At 54.2% G+C, this 24,381-nt stretch carries 28 protein-coding genes and 1 other annotated feature; of the genes, 17 read left to right on the plus strand and 11 right to left on the minus strand.

Features of this window, described 5'->3' with window-relative positions; translation table 11 throughout:
* Positions 1 to 125: 125 nt before the first annotated feature.
* The 4 genes from K6958_RS11165 to topA form a co-directional block, all read right to left on the minus strand.
* Entirely contained in the window at positions 126 to 287 is a 162-nt protein-coding gene (locus K6958_RS11165; RefSeq protein ID WP_249891182.1) for a YciX family protein, read from the minus strand.
* A 2-nt stretch (positions 288 to 289) separates the two neighbouring features.
* On the minus strand, positions 290 to 451 hold the full coding sequence (locus tag K6958_RS11170) for a YmiA family putative membrane protein (RefSeq protein WP_249891183.1): 162 nt from the start codon (positions 449 to 451) through the stop codon (positions 290 to 292).
* Between the two features lie 496 nt (positions 452 to 947).
* Positions 948 to 1,922, minus strand: coding sequence for an HTH-type transcriptional regulator CysB (gene cysB / locus K6958_RS11175; RefSeq protein ID WP_085071605.1), 975 nt, complete (start codon positions 1,920 to 1,922; stop codon positions 948 to 950).
* A 275-nt stretch (positions 1,923 to 2,197) separates the two neighbouring features.
* Positions 2,198 to 4,786, minus strand: a complete 2,589-nt coding sequence (gene topA, locus K6958_RS11180; RefSeq protein WP_249891184.1) for a type I DNA topoisomerase — start codon at positions 4,784 to 4,786, stop codon at positions 2,198 to 2,200.
* 404 nt (positions 4,787 to 5,190) lie between these two features.
* Here topA and K6958_RS11185 point away from each other — a divergent pair, with 404 nt between their 5' ends.
* The gene (locus K6958_RS11185) at positions 5,191 to 5,442 is read left to right on the plus strand and encodes a DUF2498 family protein (RefSeq protein ID WP_249891185.1); all 252 of its coding nucleotides are present in this window, start codon (positions 5,191 to 5,193) and stop codon (positions 5,440 to 5,442) included.
* A 27-nt stretch (positions 5,443 to 5,469) separates the two neighbouring features.
* Here K6958_RS11185 and sohB read toward each other — a convergent pair whose 3' ends face one another.
* Positions 5,470 to 6,519: a protease SohB gene (sohB, locus tag K6958_RS11190; RefSeq protein WP_249891186.1), complete on the minus strand. Its 1,050-nt coding sequence runs from the start codon at positions 6,517 to 6,519 to the stop codon at positions 5,470 to 5,472.
* Positions 6,520 to 6,714: 195 nt separating this feature from the next.
* Here sohB and K6958_RS11195 point away from each other — a divergent pair, with 195 nt between their 5' ends.
* Together K6958_RS11195 and cobO are read left to right on the plus strand one after the other, a co-directional pair.
* Complete coding sequence (locus tag K6958_RS11195) at positions 6,715 to 7,476, plus strand: YciK family oxidoreductase (RefSeq protein WP_249891187.1); 762 nt, start codon at positions 6,715 to 6,717, stop codon at positions 7,474 to 7,476.
* A complete protein-coding gene (gene cobO, locus K6958_RS11200; RefSeq protein WP_249891188.1) occupies positions 7,476 to 8,069 on the plus strand; it encodes a cob(I)yrinic acid a,c-diamide adenosyltransferase in 594 nt (197 codons plus the stop codon). Before K6958_RS11195 ends, cobO begins: the two co-directional genes overlap by 1 nt.
* Before the next feature lie 52 nt (positions 8,070 to 8,121).
* On the opposite strand, the gene rluB is transcribed toward cobO, so the two are convergent.
* Entirely contained in the window at positions 8,122 to 9,006 is an 885-nt protein-coding gene (gene rluB / locus K6958_RS11205) for a 23S rRNA pseudouridine(2605) synthase RluB (RefSeq protein ID WP_249891189.1), read from the minus strand.
* A gap of 528 nt (positions 9,007 to 9,534) precedes the next feature.
* Between rluB and K6958_RS11210 the strand changes: the two genes are divergently transcribed.
* Positions 9,535 to 10,164 carry a S1 family serine peptidase gene (locus K6958_RS11210; protein ID WP_249891190.1) on the plus strand — a complete coding sequence of 210 codons (630 nt, stop codon included), beginning with the start codon at positions 9,535 to 9,537 and terminating at the stop codon, positions 10,162 to 10,164.
* Between the two features lie 32 nt (positions 10,165 to 10,196).
* On the opposite strand, the gene K6958_RS11215 is transcribed toward K6958_RS11210, so the two are convergent.
* A complete protein-coding gene (locus K6958_RS11215) occupies positions 10,197 to 10,817 on the minus strand; it encodes an L-threonylcarbamoyladenylate synthase (protein WP_249891191.1) in 621 nt (206 codons plus the stop codon).
* Positions 10,818 to 10,830: 13 nt separating this feature from the next.
* Positions 10,831 to 11,715, minus strand: a complete 885-nt coding sequence (gene rnm / locus K6958_RS11220) for an RNase RNM (RefSeq protein ID WP_249891192.1) — start codon at positions 11,713 to 11,715, stop codon at positions 10,831 to 10,833.
* Between the two features lie 148 nt (positions 11,716 to 11,863).
* Positions 11,864 to 11,960 (plus strand) — a sequence feature (Trp leader region).
* Between the two features lie 22 nt (positions 11,961 to 11,982).
* Between rnm and K6958_RS11225 the strand changes: the two genes are divergently transcribed.
* From K6958_RS11225 to K6958_RS11260, 8 genes are all read left to right on the plus strand, one after another.
* Positions 11,983 to 13,545 (plus strand): anthranilate synthase component 1, encoded by a 1,563-nt coding sequence (locus K6958_RS11225; protein WP_249891193.1) that lies wholly within the window; start codon positions 11,983 to 11,985, stop codon positions 13,543 to 13,545.
* Positions 13,545 to 14,123, plus strand: coding sequence for a glutamine amidotransferase-related protein (locus K6958_RS11230; protein ID WP_249891194.1), 579 nt, complete (start codon positions 13,545 to 13,547; stop codon positions 14,121 to 14,123). Before K6958_RS11225 ends, K6958_RS11230 begins: the two co-directional genes overlap by 1 nt.
* Positions 14,124 to 14,138: 15 nt before the next feature.
* Entirely contained in the window at positions 14,139 to 15,137 is a 999-nt protein-coding gene (trpD, locus tag K6958_RS11235; protein ID WP_249891195.1) for an anthranilate phosphoribosyltransferase, read from the plus strand.
* Between the two features lie 2 nt (positions 15,138 to 15,139).
* Positions 15,140 to 16,495: a bifunctional indole-3-glycerol-phosphate synthase TrpC/phosphoribosylanthranilate isomerase TrpF gene (gene trpCF / locus K6958_RS11240; protein ID WP_249891196.1), complete on the plus strand. Its 1,356-nt coding sequence runs from the start codon at positions 15,140 to 15,142 to the stop codon at positions 16,493 to 16,495.
* Positions 16,496 to 16,540: 45 nt separating this feature from the next.
* The gene (gene trpB, locus K6958_RS11245; protein ID WP_249891197.1) at positions 16,541 to 17,731 is read left to right on the plus strand and encodes a tryptophan synthase subunit beta; all 1,191 of its coding nucleotides are present in this window, start codon (positions 16,541 to 16,543) and stop codon (positions 17,729 to 17,731) included.
* Positions 17,731 to 18,534: a tryptophan synthase subunit alpha gene (gene trpA / locus K6958_RS11250; protein WP_249891198.1), complete on the plus strand. Its 804-nt coding sequence runs from the start codon at positions 17,731 to 17,733 to the stop codon at positions 18,532 to 18,534. The genes trpB and trpA overlap by 1 nt, the downstream gene beginning before the upstream one ends.
* A 143-nt stretch (positions 18,535 to 18,677) precedes the next feature.
* Positions 18,678 to 18,992, plus strand: coding sequence for a BON domain-containing protein (locus K6958_RS11255; protein WP_249891199.1), 315 nt, complete (start codon positions 18,678 to 18,680; stop codon positions 18,990 to 18,992).
* A 178-nt stretch (positions 18,993 to 19,170) separates the two neighbouring features.
* On the plus strand, positions 19,171 to 19,320 hold the full coding sequence (locus K6958_RS11260; protein ID WP_249894762.1) for a hypothetical protein: 150 nt from the start codon (positions 19,171 to 19,173) through the stop codon (positions 19,318 to 19,320).
* A 151-nt stretch (positions 19,321 to 19,471) separates the two neighbouring features.
* Here the strand turns inward: K6958_RS11260 and ompW are convergent, their stop codons facing one another.
* Positions 19,472 to 20,104 carry an outer membrane protein OmpW gene (gene ompW, locus K6958_RS11265; protein ID WP_249891200.1) on the minus strand — a complete coding sequence of 211 codons (633 nt, stop codon included), beginning with the start codon at positions 20,102 to 20,104 and terminating at the stop codon, positions 19,472 to 19,474.
* 267 nt (positions 20,105 to 20,371) lie between these two features.
* Between ompW and K6958_RS11270 the strand changes: the two genes are divergently transcribed.
* Genes K6958_RS11270 through yciA form a run of 4 tightly spaced genes read left to right on the plus strand, consistent with a single transcriptional unit; the run spans position 20,372 to position 22,631 of the window.
* On the plus strand, positions 20,372 to 20,782 hold the full coding sequence (locus K6958_RS11270; protein ID WP_249891201.1) for a YkgJ family cysteine cluster protein: 411 nt from the start codon (positions 20,372 to 20,374) through the stop codon (positions 20,780 to 20,782).
* A 25-nt stretch (positions 20,783 to 20,807) separates the two neighbouring features.
* Positions 20,808 to 21,545, plus strand: a complete 738-nt coding sequence (locus tag K6958_RS11275; protein ID WP_249891202.1) for a YciC family protein — start codon at positions 20,808 to 20,810, stop codon at positions 21,543 to 21,545.
* Between the two features lie 60 nt (positions 21,546 to 21,605).
* Positions 21,606 to 22,142 carry a septation protein A gene (locus K6958_RS11280; RefSeq protein ID WP_249891203.1) on the plus strand — a complete coding sequence of 179 codons (537 nt, stop codon included), beginning with the start codon at positions 21,606 to 21,608 and terminating at the stop codon, positions 22,140 to 22,142.
* Between the two features lie 60 nt (positions 22,143 to 22,202).
* Entirely contained in the window at positions 22,203 to 22,631 is a 429-nt protein-coding gene (yciA, locus tag K6958_RS11285) for an acyl-CoA thioester hydrolase YciA (RefSeq protein WP_249891204.1), read from the plus strand.
* Positions 22,632 to 22,726: 95 nt separating this feature from the next.
* Here yciA and tonB read toward each other — a convergent pair whose 3' ends face one another.
* Positions 22,727 to 23,473 carry a TonB system transport protein TonB gene (gene tonB, locus K6958_RS11290; RefSeq protein WP_249891205.1) on the minus strand — a complete coding sequence of 249 codons (747 nt, stop codon included), beginning with the start codon at positions 23,471 to 23,473 and terminating at the stop codon, positions 22,727 to 22,729.
* Between the two features lie 206 nt (positions 23,474 to 23,679).
* Between tonB and K6958_RS11295 the strand changes: the two genes are divergently transcribed.
* Complete coding sequence (locus K6958_RS11295) at positions 23,680 to 23,976, plus strand: YciI family protein (protein WP_085071585.1); 297 nt, start codon at positions 23,680 to 23,682, stop codon at positions 23,974 to 23,976.
* A 77-nt stretch (positions 23,977 to 24,053) separates the two neighbouring features.
* On the opposite strand, the gene K6958_RS11300 is transcribed toward K6958_RS11295, so the two are convergent.
* On the minus strand, positions 24,054 to 24,227 hold the full coding sequence (locus tag K6958_RS11300; protein WP_133158584.1) for a YciY family protein: 174 nt from the start codon (positions 24,225 to 24,227) through the stop codon (positions 24,054 to 24,056).
* Positions 24,228 to 24,381: the final 154 nt, after the last annotated feature.

Consider the following 24,381-nt stretch of genomic DNA (forward strand, 5'->3'; position numbering starts at 1 on the left):
CCGAATGCTGTCATAGTTTAATTTTATCGGGCAACGTTACAGCGCCCCGATCGGTTTGCCGATCAACAGAAAGGTCTAAATGAATATTTATTTTAATTTTTAGCTTAAATGCGAATAATTATGATTTATTTATTATTATCGAGCATTAGTTCAATAAAGCTGCGTTGCGCATCATTGAGATTCCATGACTGCGGAATCGTCACTTTGTCCTGAACTTTGGGCTTGCAACTGGCCGTTTTTAATTTGCGAGCCGGCTGCGTTTTAAGCGGCAATGCTTGTTCCCACATAATTAACTCCAGATTTGCCAAACCATTAAGGCAACAACTGTCCAGAACAGGCCACACGCGGCAAATACTGCCAACCAGGCTTTGCGACGGATGCTGCTGCCACTCGTAGCCACCTTGGTGGCATTACCCTGTACGCCAGGTTGTATTGAAATTCTCATAGCCATAGTTTTTGATAATCACTCTCAGTAAAACGATTGATAAGTTCAATCAGCTTTTAGGAGAAATCCTAAACATTTTAAGACCAAAAATCCAGCTATTTTTGTTGGTTTCAACGATAAGCACAATTTATCGTTGGTTAAATTTCATATTAGCAAACCTTAACTTCCCCATCCTTTTTTAATCTTCCTTTAAGTCAAATATGATTAAGAAAATAAACAACCGATCCAGTTAATATCTGACAAAAATTTCCTTCATCCCTTACCGGCTGCCCTTACGGGTTCGGTTTAACTTGAGTATGAGAATTGTCCTGGCGGTGCGCAAAAAACCCCGCGTGAAAATGTGTACTGTTTCTCATTTAATTAATAACAATTGAAAAACATGTGATGAATGTTTCATTTACAGAAAAATGATCCTAAATATTCCAGAATTTGTGCAATTAGCTGGTATTAAAGAAAAAAGGCCGCATCAGCGGCCTTATTACCCTTATATATGTAGGGCTATTTATTTAAACGGCAGGCGGATATCTTTAAACATCGCTTCTATATCTTCATTAGATCGTAACGCCACCGCCGTATCCACCACGTCACGCGTCAAATGCGGTGCGAAACGCTGAATAAAATCATACATATAGCTGCGCAGGAAGGTGCTGCGGCGGAAGCCGATTTTTGTGGTGCTATTGGTAAAAATATCCGCCGCTTCGATACGCACCAGGTCGGGATCGGCTACGGGATCAACCGCCATGCTGGCGATAACGCCCACGCCCAGTCCAAGGCGCACGTAGGTTTTAATCACATCGGCATCGGTCGCGGTAAAGACAATACGCGGTGTTAGGCCGGCGCGGTTAAATGCAGTATCCAGCTCTGAACGGCCGGTAAAACCAAAGGTATAAGTCACTAGCGGGTACTCCGCCAGTTCTTCGATGGTGACATCGCTTTTTCCCGCTAGCGGGTGATCGGGCGTGACGACAATGGCGCGATTCCAGTGATAGCACGGCAGCATAATTAAATCGTCATACAGATGCAGCGCTTCGGTGGCGATAGCAAAATCCGCGTTCCCCTTTGATACCGCTTCGGCAATTTGCGTCGGCGATCCCTGATGCATATGCAACGAGACGCGCGGGTAACGCTCAATAAATCCTTTAATCACGCCGGGAAGTGCATAGCGCGCCTGGGTATGGGTCGTCGCGACATACAGTGAGCCCTTATCCGGCCAGGTATGCTCGCCCGCCACCGATTTAATGGCATCGACTTTAGACAGGACTTCGCGGGCGATGCGGATAATCTCTTCGCCGGCGGGGGTCACCTGCGTCAGATGTTTACCGCTGCGGGCAAAAATCTGAATGCCCAACTCATCCTCCAGCATCCGCACCTGCTTACTGATGCCTGGCTGTGAGGTATAAAGCCCTTCCGCCGTTGATGAGACATTCAGATTATGATTAACCACTTCTACGATGTAACGCAGTTGTTGCAATTTCATAGATATTCATCCCGGATAAGTCACGCACTAAACCCGCGCGCGACCCGGGAAAATTCTCAGGAAAAGGCGCTTGACGGGCGAGTTATAGCGATAGGAAATTTCAGAATTAACGCTATAACAACTATAACATTTTTGTGCCTGATGTATAGCTTTTAGCTATAAGCGAACCAAACAAAAGGCCAGTCAAAGACTGGCCTTTTAACACTCACACCTGGTTTCCTGGTGTTTAACATTATCTTTTCATAAGCGCTAAGCAACAGTGGAAAAAATGTGGCTTATTTTTCCGTTACGCGCCATGCGCCATCAACATAAAAAGCTGACCAGCCGGTGGCTTTGCCCTCTTTTTCTGAGCTGACGTATTGCTGTTTGGTTTTACGGCTGAAGCGCACCAGCGTTTTATTGCCTTTATCATCGGTGGCCGGCGCATCAGCAAGATAACGCAGCTTTTCCGGTAAGCGGTCGCGGAAACGTTGCAGCTCTTCCACCAGCGGCGCACGGGTTTCACGTGATTTCGGGAAGGTGTTAGCCGCCAGGAACACGCCTGCCGCCCCGTCACGCAGCACGAAATAAGCGTCAGATTTCTCACACGGCAGCTCTGGTAACGGCACCGGATCTTCCTTCGGCGGCGCAACTTCACCGTTGCGTAAAATCTTGCGGGTGTTTTTGCAGTCGTCGTTAGTACAGGCCATGTATTTACCAAAGCGCCCCATTTTCAGGTGCATTTCGGAGCCGCACTTTTCGCATTCTACAATCGGCCCATCGTAGCCTTTGATGCGGAACTCGCCCTGTTCAATCTCATAACCGTCGCAGCTGGGGTTGTTACCACAGACATGCAGCTTACGATGATTATCGATCAGGTAACTGTCCATCGCGGTACCGCATTTCTGACAGCGACGACGTGCACGCAGCGCATTGGTTTCCGCATCGTCCCCTTCCAGAATATTCAGTACTTCATTTTCCGGGATCAGGTTAATGGTCTGTTTGCAGCGTTCTTTCGGCGGTAAGGCATAGCCCGAACAGCCAAGGAAGACGCCGGTGCTGGCGGTGCGAATGCCCATTTGACGACCGCAGGTCGGACAATCAATGGAGGTCAGCACCATCGGGTTTGGCTGCATGCCGCCCTCTTCCGGATCTTTCTCCGCCTGATCCAGCTGTTTGCTAAAATCGGCAAAGAAATTATCCAGTACCGCTTTCCACTCGGCCTGATCGTTGGCGACCTGGTCAAGATTATCTTCCATATGCGCGGTAAAATCGTAGCTCATCAGGTCGCGGAAGTTCTCTTCCAGCCGGTCGGTGACGATTTCACCCATTTTCTCTGCATAAAAGCGGCGGCTTTCCACGCGTACATAACCACGATCCTGAATGGTGGAAATAATCGAGGCATAGGTAGAAGGACGGCCAATCCCGCGTTTTTCCAGCTCCCGCACCAGCGAGGCTTCGCTGAAACGCGCCGGCGGCTTGGTAAAGTGCTGGCTCGGATTCAGCTGCTGCAGGCTCAGCTCATCGCCAATCTCAATAGCAGGTAAAATGCGGTCTTCATCACCTTTACGCAGCGCTGGCATCACCCTGGTCCAGCCGTCGAAACGCAGGATACGCCCTTTCGCTTTCAGTTTGAAATCGCCAGCCGCCACCGTCAGAGTAGTGGAGTCATACTGCGCTGGCACCATCTGACAGGCCACAAACTGACGCCAGATAAGCTGATAAAGCTTCTGGGCATCCGCTTCCATATCTTTCAGCTGTTCAGCCTGAATGGTCACATCGGAAGGACGAATTGCTTCGTGCGCTTCCTGTGAATTCTCTTTGCTGGCGTAGGCATTGGCCGTTTTCGGCAGATATTTATCGCCAAAAGTCGACTCGATATAGCCCCGCGCCATCGCTACCGCATCCTGGCTCAGGTTGGTGGAGTCGGTACGCATATAGGTAATATGCCCCGCTTCATATAGCCGCTGCGCCAGCGCCATGGTTCTTTTCACGCCAAAGCCGAGACGGGTACTGGCCGCCTGCTGCAGCGTTGAGGTGATAAACGGCGCGCCCGGCTTGCTGCTGGTCGGTCGGTCTTCACGATCTTCTACGCGAAAACGCGCTTTTTCCAGCAGGCTTACCGCCGCCTGAGTCTGTTCTTTATTAACCGGACGGAACGGCTTCTCACCCTGATGGGTGACCTGCATTGGCAAGTCGCTGCCCTTCGGCGTGGTGAGATCGGCGCTGAGCTCCCAATACTCTTCCGGCACGAAAGCCTTGATTTCGCGCTCGCGCTCGACGACCAGCCGAACCGCTACCGACTGAACGCGTCCGGCAGAAAGCCCACGGGCGATTTTTTTCCACAGCAGCGGTGAAACCATATAGCCCACCACGCGATCCATAAAACGGCGCGCCTGCTGCGCATTGACGCGCTCAATATTCAGCTCGCCAGGTTTTTCAAATGCCTGGCGAATCGCATTTTTGGTAATTTCGTTAAATACCACGCGGCTGAAGCGTTTATCGTCGCCGCCAATCACTTCCCGCAGGTGCCAGGCGATGGCTTCCCCTTCGCGGTCAAGGTCGGTTGCGAGATAGATATGGTCGGCTTCCTGCGCCAGCGTTTTTAATTCAGCGACGACTTTCTCTTTACCAGGCAAAATCTGGTAGTCAGCTTTCCAGCCGTGCCACGGATCGACGCCCATACGGTTAACCAGCGCCGTCTTTTCATCTTTCTTCGCTTTTTTGGCAGGCCGAGCGTCAGCGCTCTTTTTCACCGTCGAGCCACTGGTCGGCAAATCACGTATATGACCCACGCTGGACTTAACCACGTAGTCTTTACCGAGATATTTATTAATCGTTTTGGCCTTTGCCGGGGACTCGACTATTACGAGAGCTTTACCCATATTTACCTTTACCTGATGAATACGTCCGAATGTAATGATGGCGTTTTCCAGCGATGCCAGTCAGCGTGTCAACCTCTATCAGCGGTTCAGAAACAATTCAACCTGACCTGATTTAGAGCAAGCAACCTAATACACGACGGCTTATGGTACTGATTAGCAGGCGATTTTAGCCGGAACCCGACGCTTGTTACTACCTGCGTAAACCCTTTTTTACGTCCGGACACTGAAACGCCCACACTGTACCTGATAAAATCGGATACGCAACTTAATTAGCATCTTGCCTGGTTTTACGCCACTTTTGCCGCCTATTCCCGCCGCCCAAATAACCATACTTAATTTGCGGTTAGCGGCAACAGGCCAGTAATATAGAAGAGATTTATAATCTGTCAAAACGGGGTTAAATAATGAACGCAAAAACGGTCGCGCTTTCTCGCGAAGAAATACTCGAAAAAGCTAACGCGCTAATCCATGAGCATGACGATTATTTTGCCGGTATCAGCGCCAGCGAGGTTGAACAAAAGGGTGAGCTGCTGATTTTTCGCGGCGACTATTTTCTGGATGAAAACGGACTGCCTACGACCAAAAGCACGGCGGTATTTAACATATTTAAAGCGCTAACGCTGGCGCTGTCAGAAAAATATCATCTGGCCGATTAACGCCCGGCTCAACCGGGCGTTAAGGGTTTACAGCAGCGGCTTATCGCCGCGCTGCCATAGTTTCAGCAGCTGGCGAGCAGCGCTATCGGCGGCGCTTTGCGTAAAGCGATCCATCAGTTTTTTGCGGCGCATATAACGTACGCTGACGACGCTGAAATGCTCCATCCGGGCGATGATAATATCGTCACTGGTGCCCAGTTCGTCAATCAACTGTTTCTCCAATGCCTGGCTGCCGTACCAGTGTTCACCGGTCGCTACCCGATCGATATCTAATACCGGACGCATTTGCTGAACAAATTGTTTAAACAGCAGATGCGTTTCATTGAGATCTTCACGAAACTTATTGCGGCCCTGCTCGGTATTTTCACCAAACAGCGTCAGCGTGCGCTTATATTCTCCGGCCGTGTGCAGTTCCACATCAATATTGTTGCGCTTGAGCAGGCGATTAAAATTGGGCACCTGCGCCACTACGCCGATCGATCCAATAATGGCAAAAGGCGCGGCGATAATGCGATCGGCGACGCAGGCCATCATATAGCCGCCGCTGGCCGCCACTTTATCTACCGCGACCGTTAGCGGAATATTCTTTTCGCGCAGGCGCTGCAACTGCGAGGCCGCCAGCCCGTAACCATGCACTACGCCGCCCGGGCTTTCCAGCCGCAGCAGAACCTCATCCTGCTTGCGCGCCACCGCCAGCACCGCGGAAATCTCCTCACGCAGCGAGGTCACTTCTCCGGCATCCATGCTGCCTTTAAAATCCAGAACATACAGCACCGGTTTCTTGTCAGCGCTGACCAAACCCTGCTTCGCCCGCTGCTTCGCCTCTTTTGCTTCCTGTTTCTGCTGTTTCTTTTCCGCTTTATGACGCAGCTTTTGTTCCTGCGGCGGCAGGAGCGCCAGCGTCATCGATTTTTTCATTTCGCGGTAGCGCTCGTTAAGCTGCGTAATCTGCAGCTGCCCGCTTTGTCCGCGCTTGCGTTGCGTAATGTTAACCAGAATCAGCGCAATTGCCGCCACGGCGACCACCACGGTCACCACTTTCGCTAAAAATAGTGCATAGAAGAACAGTAAATCCATTCGATCCGCCTTTGTTAATGTCCTTGCTGAGACCAGAGCGTAGTGTAGCCGAGTCGGCCCGCTTCGTCGCCTGTAAAGCGGCTTGCCGCGGGGAAATGGGCGCTGCGACATTGAACTGAAGAAATTTTTCAGGCATAACTCCCCCTTCGATCTGCTCAGCCCCGCGCTGAACTATTACTCGCCGAGGAAGACGTTTTGCATTATCAACCGAAAAGCGATCTGCTTAATCATCGAATTATCCTTGTCACCGGTGCCAGTGACGGCATTGGTCGTGAAGCCGCGCTCACCTACGCGCGCTATGGCGCACAGGTGATTCTGCTGGGCCGCAATGCGGAAAAGCTACAGCGCGTTTGCGATGAAATCAGCGCGCTGGGCAAAGCGACGCCGCTGATGCGTATTCTCGATCTGGCAACGGTAACGCCGGAAAGTTGCCAGCAGTTTGCCCATGAACTGGCGCAGCAGGTGCCGCGTCTGGATGGCGTGTTGCACAATGCCGGCCTGCTGGGGGAGATCGTGCCGCTTGCCGAGCTGGCGCCGGAGGTATGGCAGCAGGTGATGCGCGTTAATGTCGACGCCACCTTTTTCCTCACCCAGGCGCTGTTGCCGCTGCTGCTGAACTCAGATTCAGGTTCGCTGGTGTTCACCAGTTCCAGCGTCGGCCGCGTCGGCCGCTCCGGTTGGGGCGCTTACGCCGTCTCGAAGTTTGCTACCGAAGGCATGATGCAGGTACTGGCGGAAGAGTATAAAAACCGTAATCTACGGGTTAACTGCATCAACCCAGGCGGAACCCGCACCAAAATGCGCGCCAGTGCATTTCCTGAAGAAGACGCGCAGAAGCTGAAAACACCGGCGGAAATTATGCCTATCTATCTGTATCTGATGGGCGATGACAGCCGCCGTAAGACCGGCATCAGCTTTGATGCGCAGCCGGGCCGCAAACCAGGGCCGGCAGAGTAATGGCCGCCGGGGATCGTCACCAACAGCGGCAGCAGCGGCTGAAAGAACAGGTTGATGCCCGTATCGCCGCCGCCAACGAAACGCGTGGCATTCTGATGGTGTTTACCGGCAACGGTAAAGGGAAAACCACCGCTGCCTTTGGTACCGCCACGCGCGCCGTGGGACATCAGAAAAAGGTCGGCGTGATTCAGTTCATTAAAGGCGAGTGGCCGAACGGCGAACGTAATCTGTTGGAACCGCACGGCGTTGAATTCCAGGTGATGGCGACCGGTTTTACCTGGGATACGCAGGATCGCGCAAGCGATACCGCCGCCTGCCTGGCAGTCTGGCAACACGGCCTGCGTATGCTGGCAGATGCTTCGCTCGATTTAGTGATCCTGGATGAACTCACCTATATGCTCAGCTTTGGTTACCTTCCGTTGGCGGAGGTGATTACAGCGCTAAGCCAGCGTCCTGTTCATCAAAGCGTGATTATCACCGGGCGCGGCTGCCATCGCGATATTCTGGAACTGGCGGATACGGTCAGCGAAATGCGGCCGGTAAAACACGCGTTTGATGCTGGCATCCAGGCCCAGCAGGGAATCGATTGGTAAAAAAGAAAAAGGCATCCCGAGGGATGCCTTTGCTGCGCCAGCGCGTTAATGCTTAACCGCGTTTCGGGCTTTCGCCGCGCTTGGCCGGGCGACGATTGCCGCTCACCTGCGTATGGCGTTTCACCGCGCGACGGATCTGGTTCGCCTTGGTACGACGACGATCTTTTTCCACCGGTACTTTGCTGATGGTTTCCGGCGGCAGTTCTACCAGCTCACGCAAATAGTTAACCGGCTGCAGATCCAGCTCGGTCCAGCCGCCGCGCGGCAGTCCTTTTGGTAAATTGATATCGCCGTAACGGACACGAATCAGGCGGCTTACCTGCACGCCCACCGCTTCCCACAAACGGCGCACTTCACGGTTGCGCCCTTCGGTCAGGGTAACGTTATACCACTGGTTAATCCCTTCGCCGCCGGTGAACTTAATAGTGCGGAAAGAGGCTGGGCCATCTTCCAGCTGTACGCCCAGGCTCAGCTGACGGATTTTCGCATCATCAACCTGCCCGAACACGCGTACCGCATACTCGCGTTCCACTTCGCGGCTGGGGTGCATCAAGCGGTTCGCCAGTTCACCATCGGTGGTAAACAGCAGCAGGCCGCAGGTATTCACATCCAGACGCCCAACGGCGATCCAGCGCGCGCCGCGCAGACGCGGCAGACGATCGAATACCGTCGGACGCCCTTCCGGATCGTTGCGGGTGCAAAGCTCGCCTTCCGGCTTGTAGTAAGCCAGTACGCGACAAACCTGCTGGTTGGATTCACTAACGGAGACGACATGGCCATCGATACGGATTTTTACCGTGGCGTTGGGTTCAATACGATCGCCTAACGTCGCCAGTTTGCCGTCAACGCTAATGCGGCCGGCAGAGATCATTGCTTCTATTTCACGACGAGAGCCATGCCCGGCCCGCGCCAATACTTTTTGTAACTTTTCGCTCATTGAGCTGCCTCACTGTCGCCTTCACAGGCGTCGTTTATTGCTTCTGTCACGGCGTGGCGAGCCATGACCTGAAAGGAGGGATTGCCCTGAGTGCGCATTTTTACCGCTACCCGGTACAATGTGGCCGCACAGTATACATGAAGTTTACCGACTTGCCTGAGTTTCCTGCACTGGAGTTTTCCGGCGCGCTGCCGATAAGGTCAATTGCGATCCTGTTGAATTTTCCACCGACCGCCACGCCACCGGCCAGCGGCGCTGTCACGGACGCAAAGCGTGCTTGCTGTGCCTGCGCTTTGTTTAGCAAAGGCGCATTGATAAAATTAGCACCGCGATAAAAAAGTAACGTGCGGCTTCGTCAGTAAACCGTCATGTAATAAACAGCTTGTTGTTTATCTTAAAATATTTTGCTTTGTAAAAATAAACGAGCCGGCTAACCGCCGGTAATAAACGCCGATATCAGGCGATTAACTTGTATGCCGCAAATCTTTACCAGGGGTTTCAAGGCATGCCCAAATGGTTTTAACGATAATGAAAATTAACGCTCTGTTAGCGGCAACGGTGATGCTGTTGCTGTCGGGCTGCTCTGTCGGCAAATATGAATATAGCCGCGAAGCCATGAACCGTGTAGATATGAATTTTACCGGCATACCGACCATTTTAGGCCTCGGTACGCTCGGCACCAGCATTCCCCTTACTCCCAAATACAGCTTAACCGCGGCGCACGTGGCGAAATATTCCGTGCAACGCGTTAAGGCCTGGCACCCTTACTGCGATCTGGCAGTGGTTTATCATAAAAATGAGATGAAAACGCCGCCGATTTTTCGACCCAGCCGCGTGGGCGATAGCGTCAAAATGTATGGCTATAGCTTTATTTCCGCCATGCCGGTGGCCTCCAGCGGCGTCAATCTGGCGCGCACGGCGATTCGTAATAGCTGGAATAAAGCGCCCTGTATGGCAATGGCCTCTAACGCTGGCGTAGTACAAGGCATGTCTGGCGGTGCGGTTTATAACCAGGATGATTCTATCGGCGGGGTTATTATTGGCTACAGCAAAGAGATTAAAAATCGGCGCACCAATAAGGTGATTTTGCAGGATGTTTCCCTCTATATTCCTTATAAAGATTTTAAGGCCTGGCTGGACGCCGCTATCGCCTCTTGACGGATTGACCGGCGCCTGGCGCCGGTCCGGTTTCAGCGGAAAGGCCGGATGTCGCCGACGCCTTCACGCACCACTTCAGGCGTATCGCTGGTTAAGTCCACTACCGTGGTCGGCTGCTGTCCCAGCGTGCCGCCGTCAATAATCAGATCCACCAGCTTGCCGATACGGCCTTCAATTTCCTCCGGATCGGACTCGGTAAAGTCATTGCCGGGCAGCATCAGCGAAGTCGACATCATCGGCTCATTCAGCGTCTCCAGCAGCGCCAGCGCCACTGGATTAGACGGCACGCGCAGGCCAATGGTTTTACGCTTGTCATTCATCAAACGACGCGGCACCTCTTTTGTTCCTTTCAGGATAAAGGTGTAGCTGCCTGGCGTATTATTTTTAATCAGGCGAAACGCACTGTTATCCACATGCGCATAGGTCGACAGCTCAGAAAGATCGCGGCAAACCAGAGTAAAATTATGGTTGCCGTCAAGCTGACGGATACGGCAGATACGCTCCATGGCGTTTTTATCCTCCAGCCGACAGCCCAGCGCATAGCCGGAATCGGTAGGATACACAATCACGCCGCCTTTATTCAGCGCGTCAACCGCCTGGCTAATCAGGCGTGGTTGGGGATTGTCGGGATGAATATGAAACATCTGACTCATAGCTAACCTCTTATCACCTTTCCGCAGAAGGCATTAATGCGGGAAAACGGGACCATACGGCTTCCACGCCGCCCGGCAGCCACAGTTTTTTACCCAGCTCAATCCACGGACAGGGTTGATGGAAATCGGATCCTTGCGACGCCGCCAGTTGATATTCCTGCGCGTAGCGTCCCAGTTGACTGCGTTCGTTTGGCGGTTGCTGGCACTGCGCCACTTCCATGGCGTCGCCGCCAATGTCGGCGAAATGGGCGATCAGACGTTTCAGCCATTTGGCCGATAAACCATAACGCCCCGGGTGCGCCAATATCGCGTAACCACCGGAATGATGAATAGCATCAACGGCTTGTTTAATTGTACACCATTGTGGCGGCGCGTAGCCGGTTTTGCCGCGCGCCAGATAATTTTTGAATACCTGAGCCATATTGCTGGCTTTGCCCTGGGCGATCAGCCAGCGGGCGAAATGACCACGCGTAATCGCCCCGCCTTCAGCTAACGCCAGTGCGCCTTCCAGCGCGCCGGGGATCTGCGCCTTTTCCAGCCGCTCCGCCATCAGTCTGGCGCGCGCCAGGCGGCATTCCGTTTGCCCGGCCAGAAATTCGACCAGCAATGGATGGGCCGGATTGATGCCTAACCCGACAATGTGAATTTCATGGTTCTCCCACAGAGTAGAGGCCTCTACGCCATCAATCAAATGCAACGGCAGAGCATGTTGGTTAATCGCTTCTCTGGCGGCGGCCAAACCAGCCACGCTATCGTGATCGGTTATCGCCAGGACGCCAACGCGCATTTCAACGGCGCGCAGCACCAGTTCCTTAGGGGTTAACAGGCCATCCGACGCGCGGGTATGGCTGTGAAGATCGTAAATGGGAAAGGTGCTTATCGGCTGGGTTGCGGTCAAAATAACTCCTGAGAAACATAAAACGTCGATGCATCATAACGGATTAACCGCTATATAAAAAAGTATTGACAATCCTCGCCTGAACCCGTTAACTAGTACACAAGTTCACGCGGGGGTATCCATGATGATGTTTAAGCATAAATTAATGATGGGATGGTGGCGCGCTTCTGCTGAAGGGCGACGATGTCACGCATCTGTATTGATCACATGCTGATACCTGAGCCCGCCGATGCGGGCTTTTTTTTGAGCGATTTTAGAGAACCGATTATGTCGAATAGAAAACCTGGATTGAAACTGATTACCGGCTCGGCCCCCTACCGTGAAGATCCCGCAGCGGTTTTTCATCAACTGTGCGGCGCTCGTCCGGCTACGCTGCTGCTGGAATCCGCGGACATCGACAGCAAGCGTAATCTGAAAAGCCTGCTAATCGTTGATAGCGCGCTGCGCATCACCGCCCTGGATAACAGCGTGACCGTACAGGCGCTGTCGGAAAATGGCCGCCAGCTGCTGCCGTTGCTGGATGCCGCGCTGCCCGCCGAGGTGAGCAACCAGCACCGTCCCGACGGCCGCGAGCTGCGTTTTCCCGAGGCAGGCGGAACCCAGGATGAAGATTCACGTCTGAAATCGCTGTCGGTTTTTGATGCGCTGCGTCTGATTGTACAGCTGGTTGATGCCCCGGCGGATGAACGTGAGTCAATGCTGCTGGGCGGCCTGTTCGCCTACGATTTAGTGGCAGGCTTCGAACCGCTGCCAGACTTACGTAATGAGCAGCGCTGCCCCGATTACTGCTTCTATCTGGCCGAGACGCTGCTGGTGCTTGATCATCAGCATCAGAGCGCCCGCCTGCAGGCCAGCCTGTTTGTTCCCTCTACCGATGAGTTCCAGCGCCTGCAGCGTCGCATTCACCAGCTGCATGAGCAGATGTTGCAGCCAGCCCAACCGTTGCCGGTCCAGCGCGTGGAGCAGATGACCCTGAGCTGTAGCCAGAGCGACGAAGAATATTGCGAGGTAGTACGCAATATGCAGCAGGCGATCCGCATCGGCGAAATTTTTCAGGTGGTGCCGTCGCGCCGCTTCTCCCTGCCCTGCCCGTCGCCGCTGGCGGCGTACGAGACGCTGAAAAACAACAATCCCAGCCCTTATATGTTCTTTATGCAGGATCGTGATTTCACGCTGTTCGGCGCTTCGCCTGAAAGCTCGCTGAAATATGACGCCGCCTCGCGCCAGATTGAGATCTACCCGATTGCCGGTTCGCGCCCGCGCGGCCGCCATGCCGATGGTTCGCTGGATCGTGATTTGGACAGCCGCATTGAGCTGGAGATGCGTACCGATCATAAAGAGCTGGCGGAGCATCTGATGCTGGTCGATTTGGCGCGTAACGATCTGGCGCGCATCTGCGAGCCGGGCAGCCGCTACGTCGCCGATCTGACGAAAGTTGATCGCTATACCTTTATTATGCATCTGGTTTCACGCGTGGTGGGCACGCTGCGTGAAGATCTGGATGTGCTGCATGCTTATCGCGCCTGTATGAATATGGGCACCCTGAGCGGCGCGCCGAAAGTACGTGCCATGCAGCTGATTGCCAGCGCAGAAGGCACGCGACGCGGGGTTTACGGCGGTGCCGTCGGTTATTTCACCGCCAGCGGCGATCTGGATACCTGCATTGTTATCCGTTCTGCTTACGTTGAAGATGGCGTCGCCACCGTTCAGGCAGGCGCCGGCGTCGTGCTGGATTCACAGCCGCAGGCCGAAGCGGATGAAAGCCGTAATAAAGCGCGCGCCGTGCTGCGCGCCATCGCCACCGCCCATCATTGCCAGGAGACGTTCTAATGGCCGACATTCTGCTGCTTGATAATATCGACTCCTTTACCTACAACCTGGTCGATCAGCTGCGTACTTTTGGTCACCGCGTGGTGATTTATCGCAATACCGTTCCGGCCGACAGCCTGATTGAGCGCCTGCAACAGATGGAAAACCCGGTGCTGATGCTGTCTCCAGGCCCCGGCGCGCCAGCCGATGCGGGCTGTATGCCGGAACTGCTGCAGCGTCTGCGCGGTCGTTTGCCGATTATCGGCATCTGCCTTGGGCATCAGGCGATTATCGAGGCTTACGGCGGCCACGTTGGTCAGGCTGGCGAAATCCTGCATGGCAAGGCCTCCGCCATTACCCATGATCATCAGGCGATGTTTGCCGGACTGAGCAATCCGCTGCCAGTGGCGCGTTATCACTCGCTGGTGGGCAGCAATACGCCTGATGAACTGACCATCAACGCCACTTTTAATGACATGGTGATGGCCGTGCGTCACGATGCCGACCGGGTATGCGGCTTTCAGTTTCATCCGGAATCAATTCTGACCACGCAGGGCGCGCGCCTGCTGGAACAAACTCTGGCCTGGGCGCTGGCATAAGCAAAGGAGAAAAGGATGCAACATATTCTGGAGAAACTCTATCAGGCGCAGACCCTGACCCGAACAGAAAGCCACCAGCTATTCAGCGCGATTATTACCGGTCAGCTGGAGCCAACGCAGCTGGCGGCGGCGCTGATTGCAATGAAAGTGCGCGGCGAACGTCCGGAGGAGATCGCCGGCGCCGCATCGGCTTTGCTGGCGGACGCGCGCCCTTTTCCGCGCCCTGACTACGCCTTTGCCGATATTGTCGGCACCGGCGGAGATGGTAGCAATAGCATTAATATTTCTACCGCCAGCGCTTTTGTCGCGGCGACCTGCGGCCTGAAGGTAGCGAAACACGGTAACCGCAGCGTTTCCAGCAAGTCAGGCTCTTCCGATCTGCTGGCGGCCTTCGGCATCAGCCTCGATTTGCCCGCTGAGCAGGCGCGTCAGGCGCTGGATGACCTTAACGTCTGCTTTCTGTTCGCTCCGCAATATCACACCGGTTTTCGCCACGCCATGCCGGTACGCCAGCAGCTGAAAAGCCGTACGCTGTTTAACGTGCTGGGTCCGCTGATTAACCCGGCGCGCCCGCCGCTGGCGGTAATTGGCGTCTACAGCCCGGAACTGGTGCTGCCGATTGCAGAAACACTGCGCGTGCTGGGCTATCAGCGAGCGGCGGTGGTTCACGGCGGCGGCATGGACGAGGTGGCGATCCACTGCGCCACGCAGGTAGCGGAACTGCGCGACGGCGATATCACCAGCTATCAGTTGACGCCAGACGATTTCGGTCTGCCATACCATACTAAAGAGTCGCTGGCGGGCGGATCGCCGGAAGAAAACCGTGACATTCTGACGCAATTACTCCAGGGTAAAGGCGAGCAGGCGCACCAGCACGCCGTAGCGGTTAATGTGGCTATGTTATTGAAAATTTTCGGCAATGAAGATTTACGCGATAATGCCCAGCGGGCGCTGAAAGCGATAGCGAGCGGTCAGGCTTATGAGCGCGTGGTCGCGCTGGCAGCAAGAGGCTAGAGATGCAAACCGTACTGAATGAGATTATCCGGGATAAAGCGCTGTGGGTGGAAAAGCGTAAAAAAACGCAGCCTCTGGCGTCATTTCAGCAGCAGCTGACGCCCTCGACCCGCAGTTTTTATCATGCGCTACAGGGCGCGCGCACCGCGTTTATTTTGGAATGCAAAAAAGCCTCTCCGTCGAAAGGCGTGATCCGCGCCGATTTCGATCCGGTGGCGATTGCTGAAGTGTATAAAGATTACGCCTCGGCAGTATCAGTGCTCACCGACGAGCACTATTTTCAGGGCAGCTTCGATTATCTGCCGCTGGTTAGCGCGGCGGTTACCCAACCGGTGCTATGCAAAGATTTTATTATCGATTCCTGGCAAATTTATCTGGCGCGCTTTTATCAGGCCGATGCGGTATTACTGATGCTTTCCGTACTGGATGATGAACAGTATCGCCAGCTGGCAGCTGTGGCGCATAGCCTGGAGATGGGCGTTCTGACCGAAGTCAGTAACGAAGCGGAACTGGAACGCGCGCTGGCACTGGGCGCCAAAGTGGTGGGGATTAATAACCGCGACCTGCGCGACCTCTCTGTCGATCTGAATCGCACCCGCCAGCTGGCGCCGCGCCTTGGTCCCGGCGTCACGGTAATCAGTGAATCAGGCATTAGCAGCTATGCGCAGGTACGTGAGCTGAGCCGTTTCGCCAATGGCTTTTTAATCGGCTCCGCCCTGATGGGCGAAGCGGATCTTCATCAGGCGGTACGCCGCGTGCTGCTTGGCGATAATAAAGTGTGCGGCCTGACCCGTCCTGAAGATGCCCGTGCCGCCTGGCAGGCGGGCGCGGTTTATGGCGGATTGATCTTCGCTGAAGGATCGCCGCGCAAAATTGATAGCGCGCAGGCCCGTCAGATCATCGCCGCCGCCGCTTTGCGCTATGTCGGCGTATTTCGCAATGCGGCCATCAGTGACGTTGTCACGTTAAGCCGCACATTAGCGCTAAGCGCCGTTCAGCTGCATGGCAGCGAAGATCAGGTCTACATTGATGCGCTGCGTGCTGAACTGCCGCCAGACATCGCTATCTGGAAGGCGCTCAGCGTTGGCGACCAGCTGCCGGCGCGCACCCTGCTTCATGTCGATCGCTACGTTTTTGATAACGGCGCCGGCGGTAGCGGTCAGCGTTTTGACTGGTCGTTGCTCACCGGCCCGCTGGATAACGTGCTGCTGGCAGGCGGTCTAGGCGCGGATAATTGCGTATCAGCCGCGCAGCTGGGCTGTGCCGGGCTCGATTTTAATTCCGGCGTCGAGAGCGCGCCGGGCATCAAGGATGCCGAAAAGATCGCCGCAGTATTTCAAACGCTGCACGCCTACTGACAGCAAACGTCCGCATCGCGGGCGCGGATAAGGAAAATAACGTATATGACATTACTAAACCCCTACTTTGGCGAATTTGGCGGTATGTATGTTCCCCAGATTCTGATGCCTGCGCTGCGCCAGCTGGAAGAAGCTTTTGTAAGCGCCCAGCGCGATGCCGACTTTCAGGCGCAGTTTAACGATCTGCTGAAAAATTATGCCGGACGTCCTACGGCGCTGACGCTTTGTCAAAATCTGACCAAAGGCAGCAAGACGCGCCTCTATCTGAAGCGTGAAGATTTACTGCACGGCGGCGCGCATAAAACCAACCAGGTGCTCGGCCAGGCGTTGCTGGCGAAACGTATGGGCAAAACGGAAATTATCGCTGAAACCGGCGCCGGTCAGCACGGCGTCGCCTCAGCGCTGGCCAGCGCTCTGCTGGGCCTGAAGTGCCGCATTTATATGGGCGCCAAAGATGTGGAGCGTCAGTCGCCTAACGTGTTCCGTATGCGTCTGATGGGCGCTGAAGTGATCCCGGTACACAGCGGCTCCGCAACGCTGAAGGATGCCTGTAATGAGGCGCTGCGTGACTGGTCCGGCAGCTATGAGACCGCGCACTATATGCTCGGCACCGCTGCGGGTCCGCATCCCTATCCCACCATCGTACGTGAATTCCAACGGATGATCGGCGAAGAGACCAAAGCGCAGATCCTACAGGCCGAAGGGCGTCTGCCGGATGCGGTGATCGCCTGCGTGGGCGGCGGTTCAAACGCTATCGGCATGTTTGCCGACTTTATTGATGAGAAAGAGGTCGGCCTGATTGGCGTTGAGCCGGCAGGACACGGTATTGAAACCGGCGAACACGGCGCGCCGCTGAAGCATGGGCGCGTGGGCATCTATTTCGGCATGAAGGCGCCGATGATGCAAACCGAAGATGGGCAGATTGAAGAATCTTATTCCATTTCCGCCGGGCTCGATTTTCCATCCGTTGGGCCGCAGCATGCGCATCTGAACAGCATTGGCCGCGCCGAGTACGTTTCCATTACCGATAATGAAGCGCTGGCGGCCTTTAAGCAGCTATGCCGGGCGGAAGGCATTATCCCGGCGCTGGAATCAGCGCATGCGCTGGCCTACGCCCTGAAGATAATTCAGCAGGATCCAGAAAAAGAGCAGCTGCTGGTGGTCAATCTTTCCGGACGCGGCGACAAAGATATTTTTACCGTTCACGATATTTTGAAAGCGCAGGGAGAGATTTAATGGAACGTTACGAGCAACTGTTTAAACGTCTGCAGGCCAGCAAAGAAGGCGCATTTGTTCCTTTTGTCACGCTGGGTGACCCTTCGCCGGAACTCTCTTTGCAAATTATCGATACGCTGGTTGCCGCTGGTGCAGACGCGCTTGAGTTAGGCATTCCTTTTTCCGATCCGCTGGCGGATGGGCCAACCATTCAAAACGCCACGCTACGCGCCTTCGCCGCTGGTACCACCCCGGCGCAATGCTTTGAGATGTTGACCACCATTCGCCAAAAATACCCCGAGTTGCCGATTGGGCTGCTGATGTACGCCAACCTGGTGTTTACTAATGGCGTCGATGAGTTTTATGCCCGCTGCGAGCAGGCCGGCGTCGATTCGGTGCTGGTGGCCGACGTGCCGGTCGAGGAGTCGGGGCCTTTCCGTCAGGCGGCGATGCGCCATAATATCGCGCCGATTTTTATCTGCCCGCCTAATGCCGATGACGATTTGCTGCGCGCGGTCGCCTCTTACGGACGGGGTTATATTTATCTGTTGTCGCGCGCCGGCGTTACCGGCGCGGAAAACCGCGCCAGCCTGCCGTTAAAGCATTTAATCGATAAGCTGCGTGAATATCATGCCGCGCCGACGCTGCAGGGCTTCGGCATTTCAGAACCTTCACAGGTCAAAGAAGCGATCGCCGCCGGTGCCGATGGTGCGATTTCCGGCTCGGCCATCGTAAAAATTATCGAGAAGCATCATGCCGAACCGGAAGTAATGCTGACTGAACTGAAACGTTTTGTCAGCGGCCTGAAAGCGGCCACGCGCTAAATCTCTCGTGCCTTGCCGTAGGTAAGGCACTCTTTAATCACGCCTTTTCCCCTGCCCGTTTGTATTTTCCGTGATTCTCGACCACACTTAAGGTGCCGATAATCGAAGCGGTAACCGCCTTTTTCATGACAGGGAGTAGCAAAATGAAAGCTGTTAAATTGTTTACCGGAACAGTGGCTGCCGCTGCGGTGGCTATGATGCTGAGCGCCTGCGCCCCCACCTCTACGCAGGAAGGAACCGGGGGATATATCGATGATACGGTGATCACTACTAAGGTGAAATCTCAGTTCCTCGGTGACGAATCACTGAAAGCGCGCGAAATTAATGTTGAAACCTTTAAAGGTCGGGTACAGCTCAGCGGCTTTGTTTCTTCGCCACAGATGGCTAACCATGCGGTAGAAGTAACGCGCCGTGTGCAGGGCGTGAAATCGGTCGTCAATAATATGCAGATCAAATAATTCACCGTTCGGGCCGCTGCTCCAGCGGCCTGATGGTTCGTCGCGTATCCCCCTCGCTTTTCCAGAACGGCCTTCCCACCCTCACATTTTAATCGCGGTCACAGATAGCGCATATTTTTCATACAGTCCGTTCCGGTTTCTGTAAAGTATTACTACCACCTAATACTGGAGGGCCATTATGGAAGATGGTTTAACCGTTGCCTTAAGCCCGATTCAACTGGCTGCTGTTTTATCCCGCCACAACCTCACTGAAGCTGAAATGTTGGGTAATCGACTGCTGGGCGGGCTATCAACCTATCTTAAAGAATTGGCGCAGCAGGGGTATTGATTCCAATATTCCGTCACAGACGGTGGCCTGCTTAATAAAACACGAGAACCTTTATGGAAGTCAGTGAATAAGCGATGGGTAATGGCAAGGTAAAGAAAAGAGAGGCAAAGCTGGCTATTCATCAGCCAGCTTTCGGAAAAGAGTTACGCAATCAGAAGCGGTAACCTAAGCCAAAGAAAAATACCCAGGGATCGATACGCATATCGATATTCTGCTGCTGACCACCCGCTTTGAATTTGACCTCGGTATCAATATCCATATACCAGACCGACATGTTTAGCATCCAGTCCTGATCGATCTCATAATCCAGTCCTACCTGACCAGCCATGCCCCACGAATCTTTTACGCTCAGATCGCTCAGGCCTGCGTCGCGCCCGGTCTGGTTAAAATCGGAGTCGTAAAAGGTGGTGTAGTTAATACCGGCGCCCACATAAGGACGCAGCTTGCTGTTGCTGTCAAAAAAGTAATATTGCGCCATCAGCGTAGGCGGAAGCTGACGGACGGTCGCCAGCGTCCCCGTCGCGGCAAGCCCGACTTTATGGCGGAACGGCGTAGCAGCCAGCAGCTCGACGCCAATATTATCCGTGGCCATCCAGCTAAAAGTCAGCCCAAGCTGCGTATTGTTATCAACGTCAAAAGTCCCCATCCCCAGCACGTTATCCGATCCTTCAGTAGGACGAACCGTCGCGCTCCCTGCACGCATAAAAAAGTCGCCCGCCTGATGGGCGCTGGTAATAACCGGAAAAGCCGAGAGGAATGCCAACGCTAATGCAGCCCGTTTCATAACTACTCCTTGTGTAATTAAAAGGGATTAACCCCTACCCATTCTTAAGTAAGAAAAAAGTATCAGGAGCACCTTTTACAACGAAACCGCTGAAAAATCATGTAGATCAATTTTTTCTCCCTACTTAAAAAAGGCAACATTGATTTAGATCAATAAACAAAGGCGTAACACCTGTGAAATTCCCGTTGCAGGAAGTAACGTGAAGGATTATTTTGCTGATCTTCCTGTGTGATTTTGGTTCGATGCCTCGGAGGGGCGGGCGATCAAATGAGCGATAATTTTAACCCTTGTGTTTCCTGCTGCGCCCATTTTCGCGTTTCCTTTTACTGGGCTGAGGCTGATGACGCCGGCGGCCAGGTGCCTGCCGACTTTACCGAGCCGCTTAATTTGCTGATGCGCAATATGCGCGGCACCAATGAGCGCGCGCCACGCTGCGTTGCCTTACAGGGCGAGATCGGCCAGTGCGTCTCCTGCGGTATCTATGAAAACCGTCCAACGCCCTGTCGTGAATTTGCTATGTCTGGTGAAAACGGCATCTGGAATGAGGCCTGTGACCGCGCCCGCGCAAAATATGGCCTGCCGCCGCTGTTTTCTTCATCAATTCCATCGCTTACTGAAAGTTATGTAAGTCTGGGTGCCAGTCACCTGCCAGACCATGTACAATCGCCGGATCTGTAAACCGGTAATTACCAAAGGAGTGTACATGTCCATCACGGCGGGCTCGCTATACCGTGACACGGGGAATTTTCTGCGCCATCAGCTGGTCACTATTGTGCTGATAGCGTTACTGACGTCACTGATTACGGTGCTGATCGGCCATGCGTTAACCCCGGGCGCGGATCAGCTCTCGGTGCTGAGCGAAGGTGATAATGGCGGCGCCACTTCGTTAATTGAGATGATCCAAAACCTGTCGCCGGAACAGCAGCAGGTGCTGTTACGCGCTTCCGCCGCCGGCACCTTTGCCTCGCTGGTCGGCAATACGCTGCTGCTTGGCGCCATGCTCTGCCTGATCCCGCTGGTTTCGGCTGGTCAACGTACCAGCGCGCTGCGTGCCATCGGCGCTGCCGCCCCGCTGTTGCCGCGTTTGCTGCTGTTAACCTTTCTGATTACGCTGGTAGTGCAGTTGGGCTTTATGGTGCTGGTGCTCCCTGGCGTGATTCTGGGGATCCTGCTTTCTCTGGCGCCGGTGATTCTGGCTATCGAGAAAACCGGCATTCTGGCCGCGATGCGCGCCAGTTCCCGTCTTGCCTGGGCGCATATTCGTCTGATTGCGCCAGCGGTTATTGTCTGGCTGCTGGCCAAGATGGCCCTATTGCTGCTGGCCTCTTCCTTTACCGTCTTGCCGGCCAATGTCGCCTCTGTTCTGCTTAATGCGCTGAGCAACCTGGTTTCGGCCATATTGGTTATTTATCTGTTCCGTCTTTATATGCTGCTGCGTTAAGGTCTGACGGCATACAGGGTATGCCGTTATGCTTTAGCCGGGCACGATCGGGAATTCATTATGAAGCAATTACTCGACTTTCTTCCGCTGGTGGTCTTTTTCGTTTTCTATAAGCTGTACGATATCTATGTGGCCTCCGGCGCGCTGATTGCAGCAACCGGCCTGGCGCTGGTTGCCAGCTGGGTCCTCTATCGCAAGCTGGAAAAGATGACTATTTTCACCTTTGTGCTGGTGGCGGTATTTGGCACTCTGACGCTGGTTTTCCACAACGATGAGTTTATTAAGTGGAAGGTCACGGTGATTTATACGCTGTTCGCTCTGGCGTTAGTGTTCAGCCAGTTTTTTATGGAAAAGCCGTTAATTCAGAGCATGCTGGGAAAAGAGTTGCAGCTGCCACAGCATGCCTGGCGTAAGCTTAATATTGCCTGGGCGCTGTTCTTCCTGGCATGCGGGCTGGCAAATATCTACGTTGCTTTTTGGCTGCCGCAGGCATTTTGGGTTAATTTTAAAGTCTTCGGCCTGACCGGCCTGACGCTGCTGTTTACTCTACTGAGCGGCGTTTATATTTATCGCCTGATGCCGCAGCAGGAAAAATAATTTCGTTCCGCCCGGCGATTCTACGCCGGGTTTTTATTCGATTAACCAAAGAACTGAGCAATGGATAATAATCGCAAGCCGCAAGGCGAAATGGTGTTACGCACGCTGGCGATGCCGGCAGATACCAACGCTAACGGCGATATTTTCGGCGGCTGGCTTATGTCGCAGATGGATATCGGCGGCGCTATTCTGGCCAAAGAGCTGGCCGAAGGACGCGTAGTGACGGTTCGCGTCGATGGGATGACCTTCCTGAAGCCGGTTGCGGTGGGAGATGTCGTTAGCTGCTATGCCCGCTGTATCCGTACCGGCAGCAGTTCGATGACCATTAACGTGGAAGTCTGGATCAAAAAAGTTTCTTCTGAGCCGCTGGGCCAGTTCTACTGTACGACCGAAGCGATATTTATCTATGTCGCGGTGGATGAAGAGGGTAAATCCCGGCCATTACCGACGGGAAAAAGCCATTATCAGGCGCAGAGCAGCGCTGAATAACCCATGGTCTGTGAGTAAAAAAGACGTGTCGCGCAGGCGCGACACGTTCTGCCAACATGCGAGCGATTTGCTCTCTCGCCCTGACGGTACGCGCATTATTCGATGCTGGTACCGCCGTTGATACGAAACACGATGGTCATTGTCAGGTTGTTGCCTGGTTTGCCGCTTTCATAGCGCCACTTTCTCATCGCCTGTTTCACATCACGTTCAAACATATTACGCGGCTGCGCGGACAGAATACGGATGTTATCAACGCGTCCGCTGCTGTCTACGTCATACTGCACGCGTACGCGCCCTTCGATACGTAAAGCAAAAGCGCGGGCCGGATAACCCGGTTTGCCCACGCTGAGCGCGCGCGGCCCGTCAGAAACGGTACGTGACGGCGCGGGTGAGGTTTTCGGCGCGGTTGAAGGCTTAGCGGCCGTGGTTTTCGCGCTATTTTCCTGGAAAGGTGAGGTCTGGCGCGGCTGCGGCTGCGGTTTAACCTCTTTGCGCGGCTTCACCACCTCTTTTTTAACCGGCTTCGGCTTCGGTTTGGGTCTTGGCTCGGGTTTAGGGATCGGCACCGGTTCCGGCTTCGGCGGCTCGGGCGCAGGTTGCGGCTCGGGCTCCGGCTGAGGTTCAGGCTCGGGTGCGGGAGCAGGCTCGGGTGTCGGCTGAGCCTGCGGTTGAACCTCCGGTGCCACCAGCGAGACGCTAATCGGCTGCGACATTTTAGGCGCTTCAACGCTCCGGTTAAACGAAGCATACAACAAAGCGGCAATCACGCTGCCGTGCAGCGCCACTGAAAGCAACATCGATACTGATAAGCGGCGAGGTAAAGGAGTCGTCAGCGTTGTCATAACTATTCGCATGGTCAAGTGAGGCTGCAATTTTAGATGCAAATAGCAATCAGTTTCAACAACTGCCCTGCCACAGGCGTGAGAAAAGGCATAAAACCCGCGTTCATTGCTACAGGTCAACAAGCCATTATCTTTTCATTTGCACAAAACTTTACGATAACTTAACGTAACTGCCAAACTGACCCGCCCCTACAGGAGTAACTACCGTGCTGTATGTCATTTATGCTGAAGACAATGCCGATTCGCTGGAAAAGCGCGGCGCCGTTCGTCCGGCCCACCTTGCTCGTCTGCAGCTGCTGCGGGATGAAGGGCGTTTGATAGTCGCAGGCCCGATGCCTGCCGTTGACAGTAATGAGCCGGGCGCAGCGGGCTTTACCGGCTCAACGGTTATCGCTGAGTTCCCGTCGCTGGAGGCCGCGCAGTCCTGGGCTGAGGATGACCCTTATATTGCCGCAGGCGTCTATAAACAGGTCGCGGTTAAGCCGTTTAAGCGGGTATTTTAAACCTGACTGGCGGGTAAACAAACGGGGGCTGAAAGCCTCAAAGAAACATCAAGGGAGCCAGGCCGCTCCCTTTTTTCTTACCAGAAATAGTTGATAAACAGTACTGAACGACGCTGCTGCTGCGCCAACTGATGGCGGATAGCGTGGATTCGCCGATAACGCCGCGACTGCCCTTCCAGCCAGCGCGCCTTTTTACGTTGGGCCTGACGCAACATACGCCAGCGAGCAACTTCATTTCTGCTTCGCTTCATCATTTTTGTCCGATTGGCAAACAACGCGGCGCATTATAGACCTTTTAGTCCGCCGGCAACATCCTTCTCTGTTGCCGATTAGCGACAAAGGGTTTCGCAGGGGGCTATCTCCACGTACACTTCCTGCATCAAAGCGCGAACCGGATTTCCACTT

This window comes from Mixta hanseatica (assembly GCF_023517775.1).
GTDB lineage: Bacteria > Pseudomonadota > Gammaproteobacteria > Enterobacterales > Enterobacteriaceae > Mixta > Mixta hanseatica.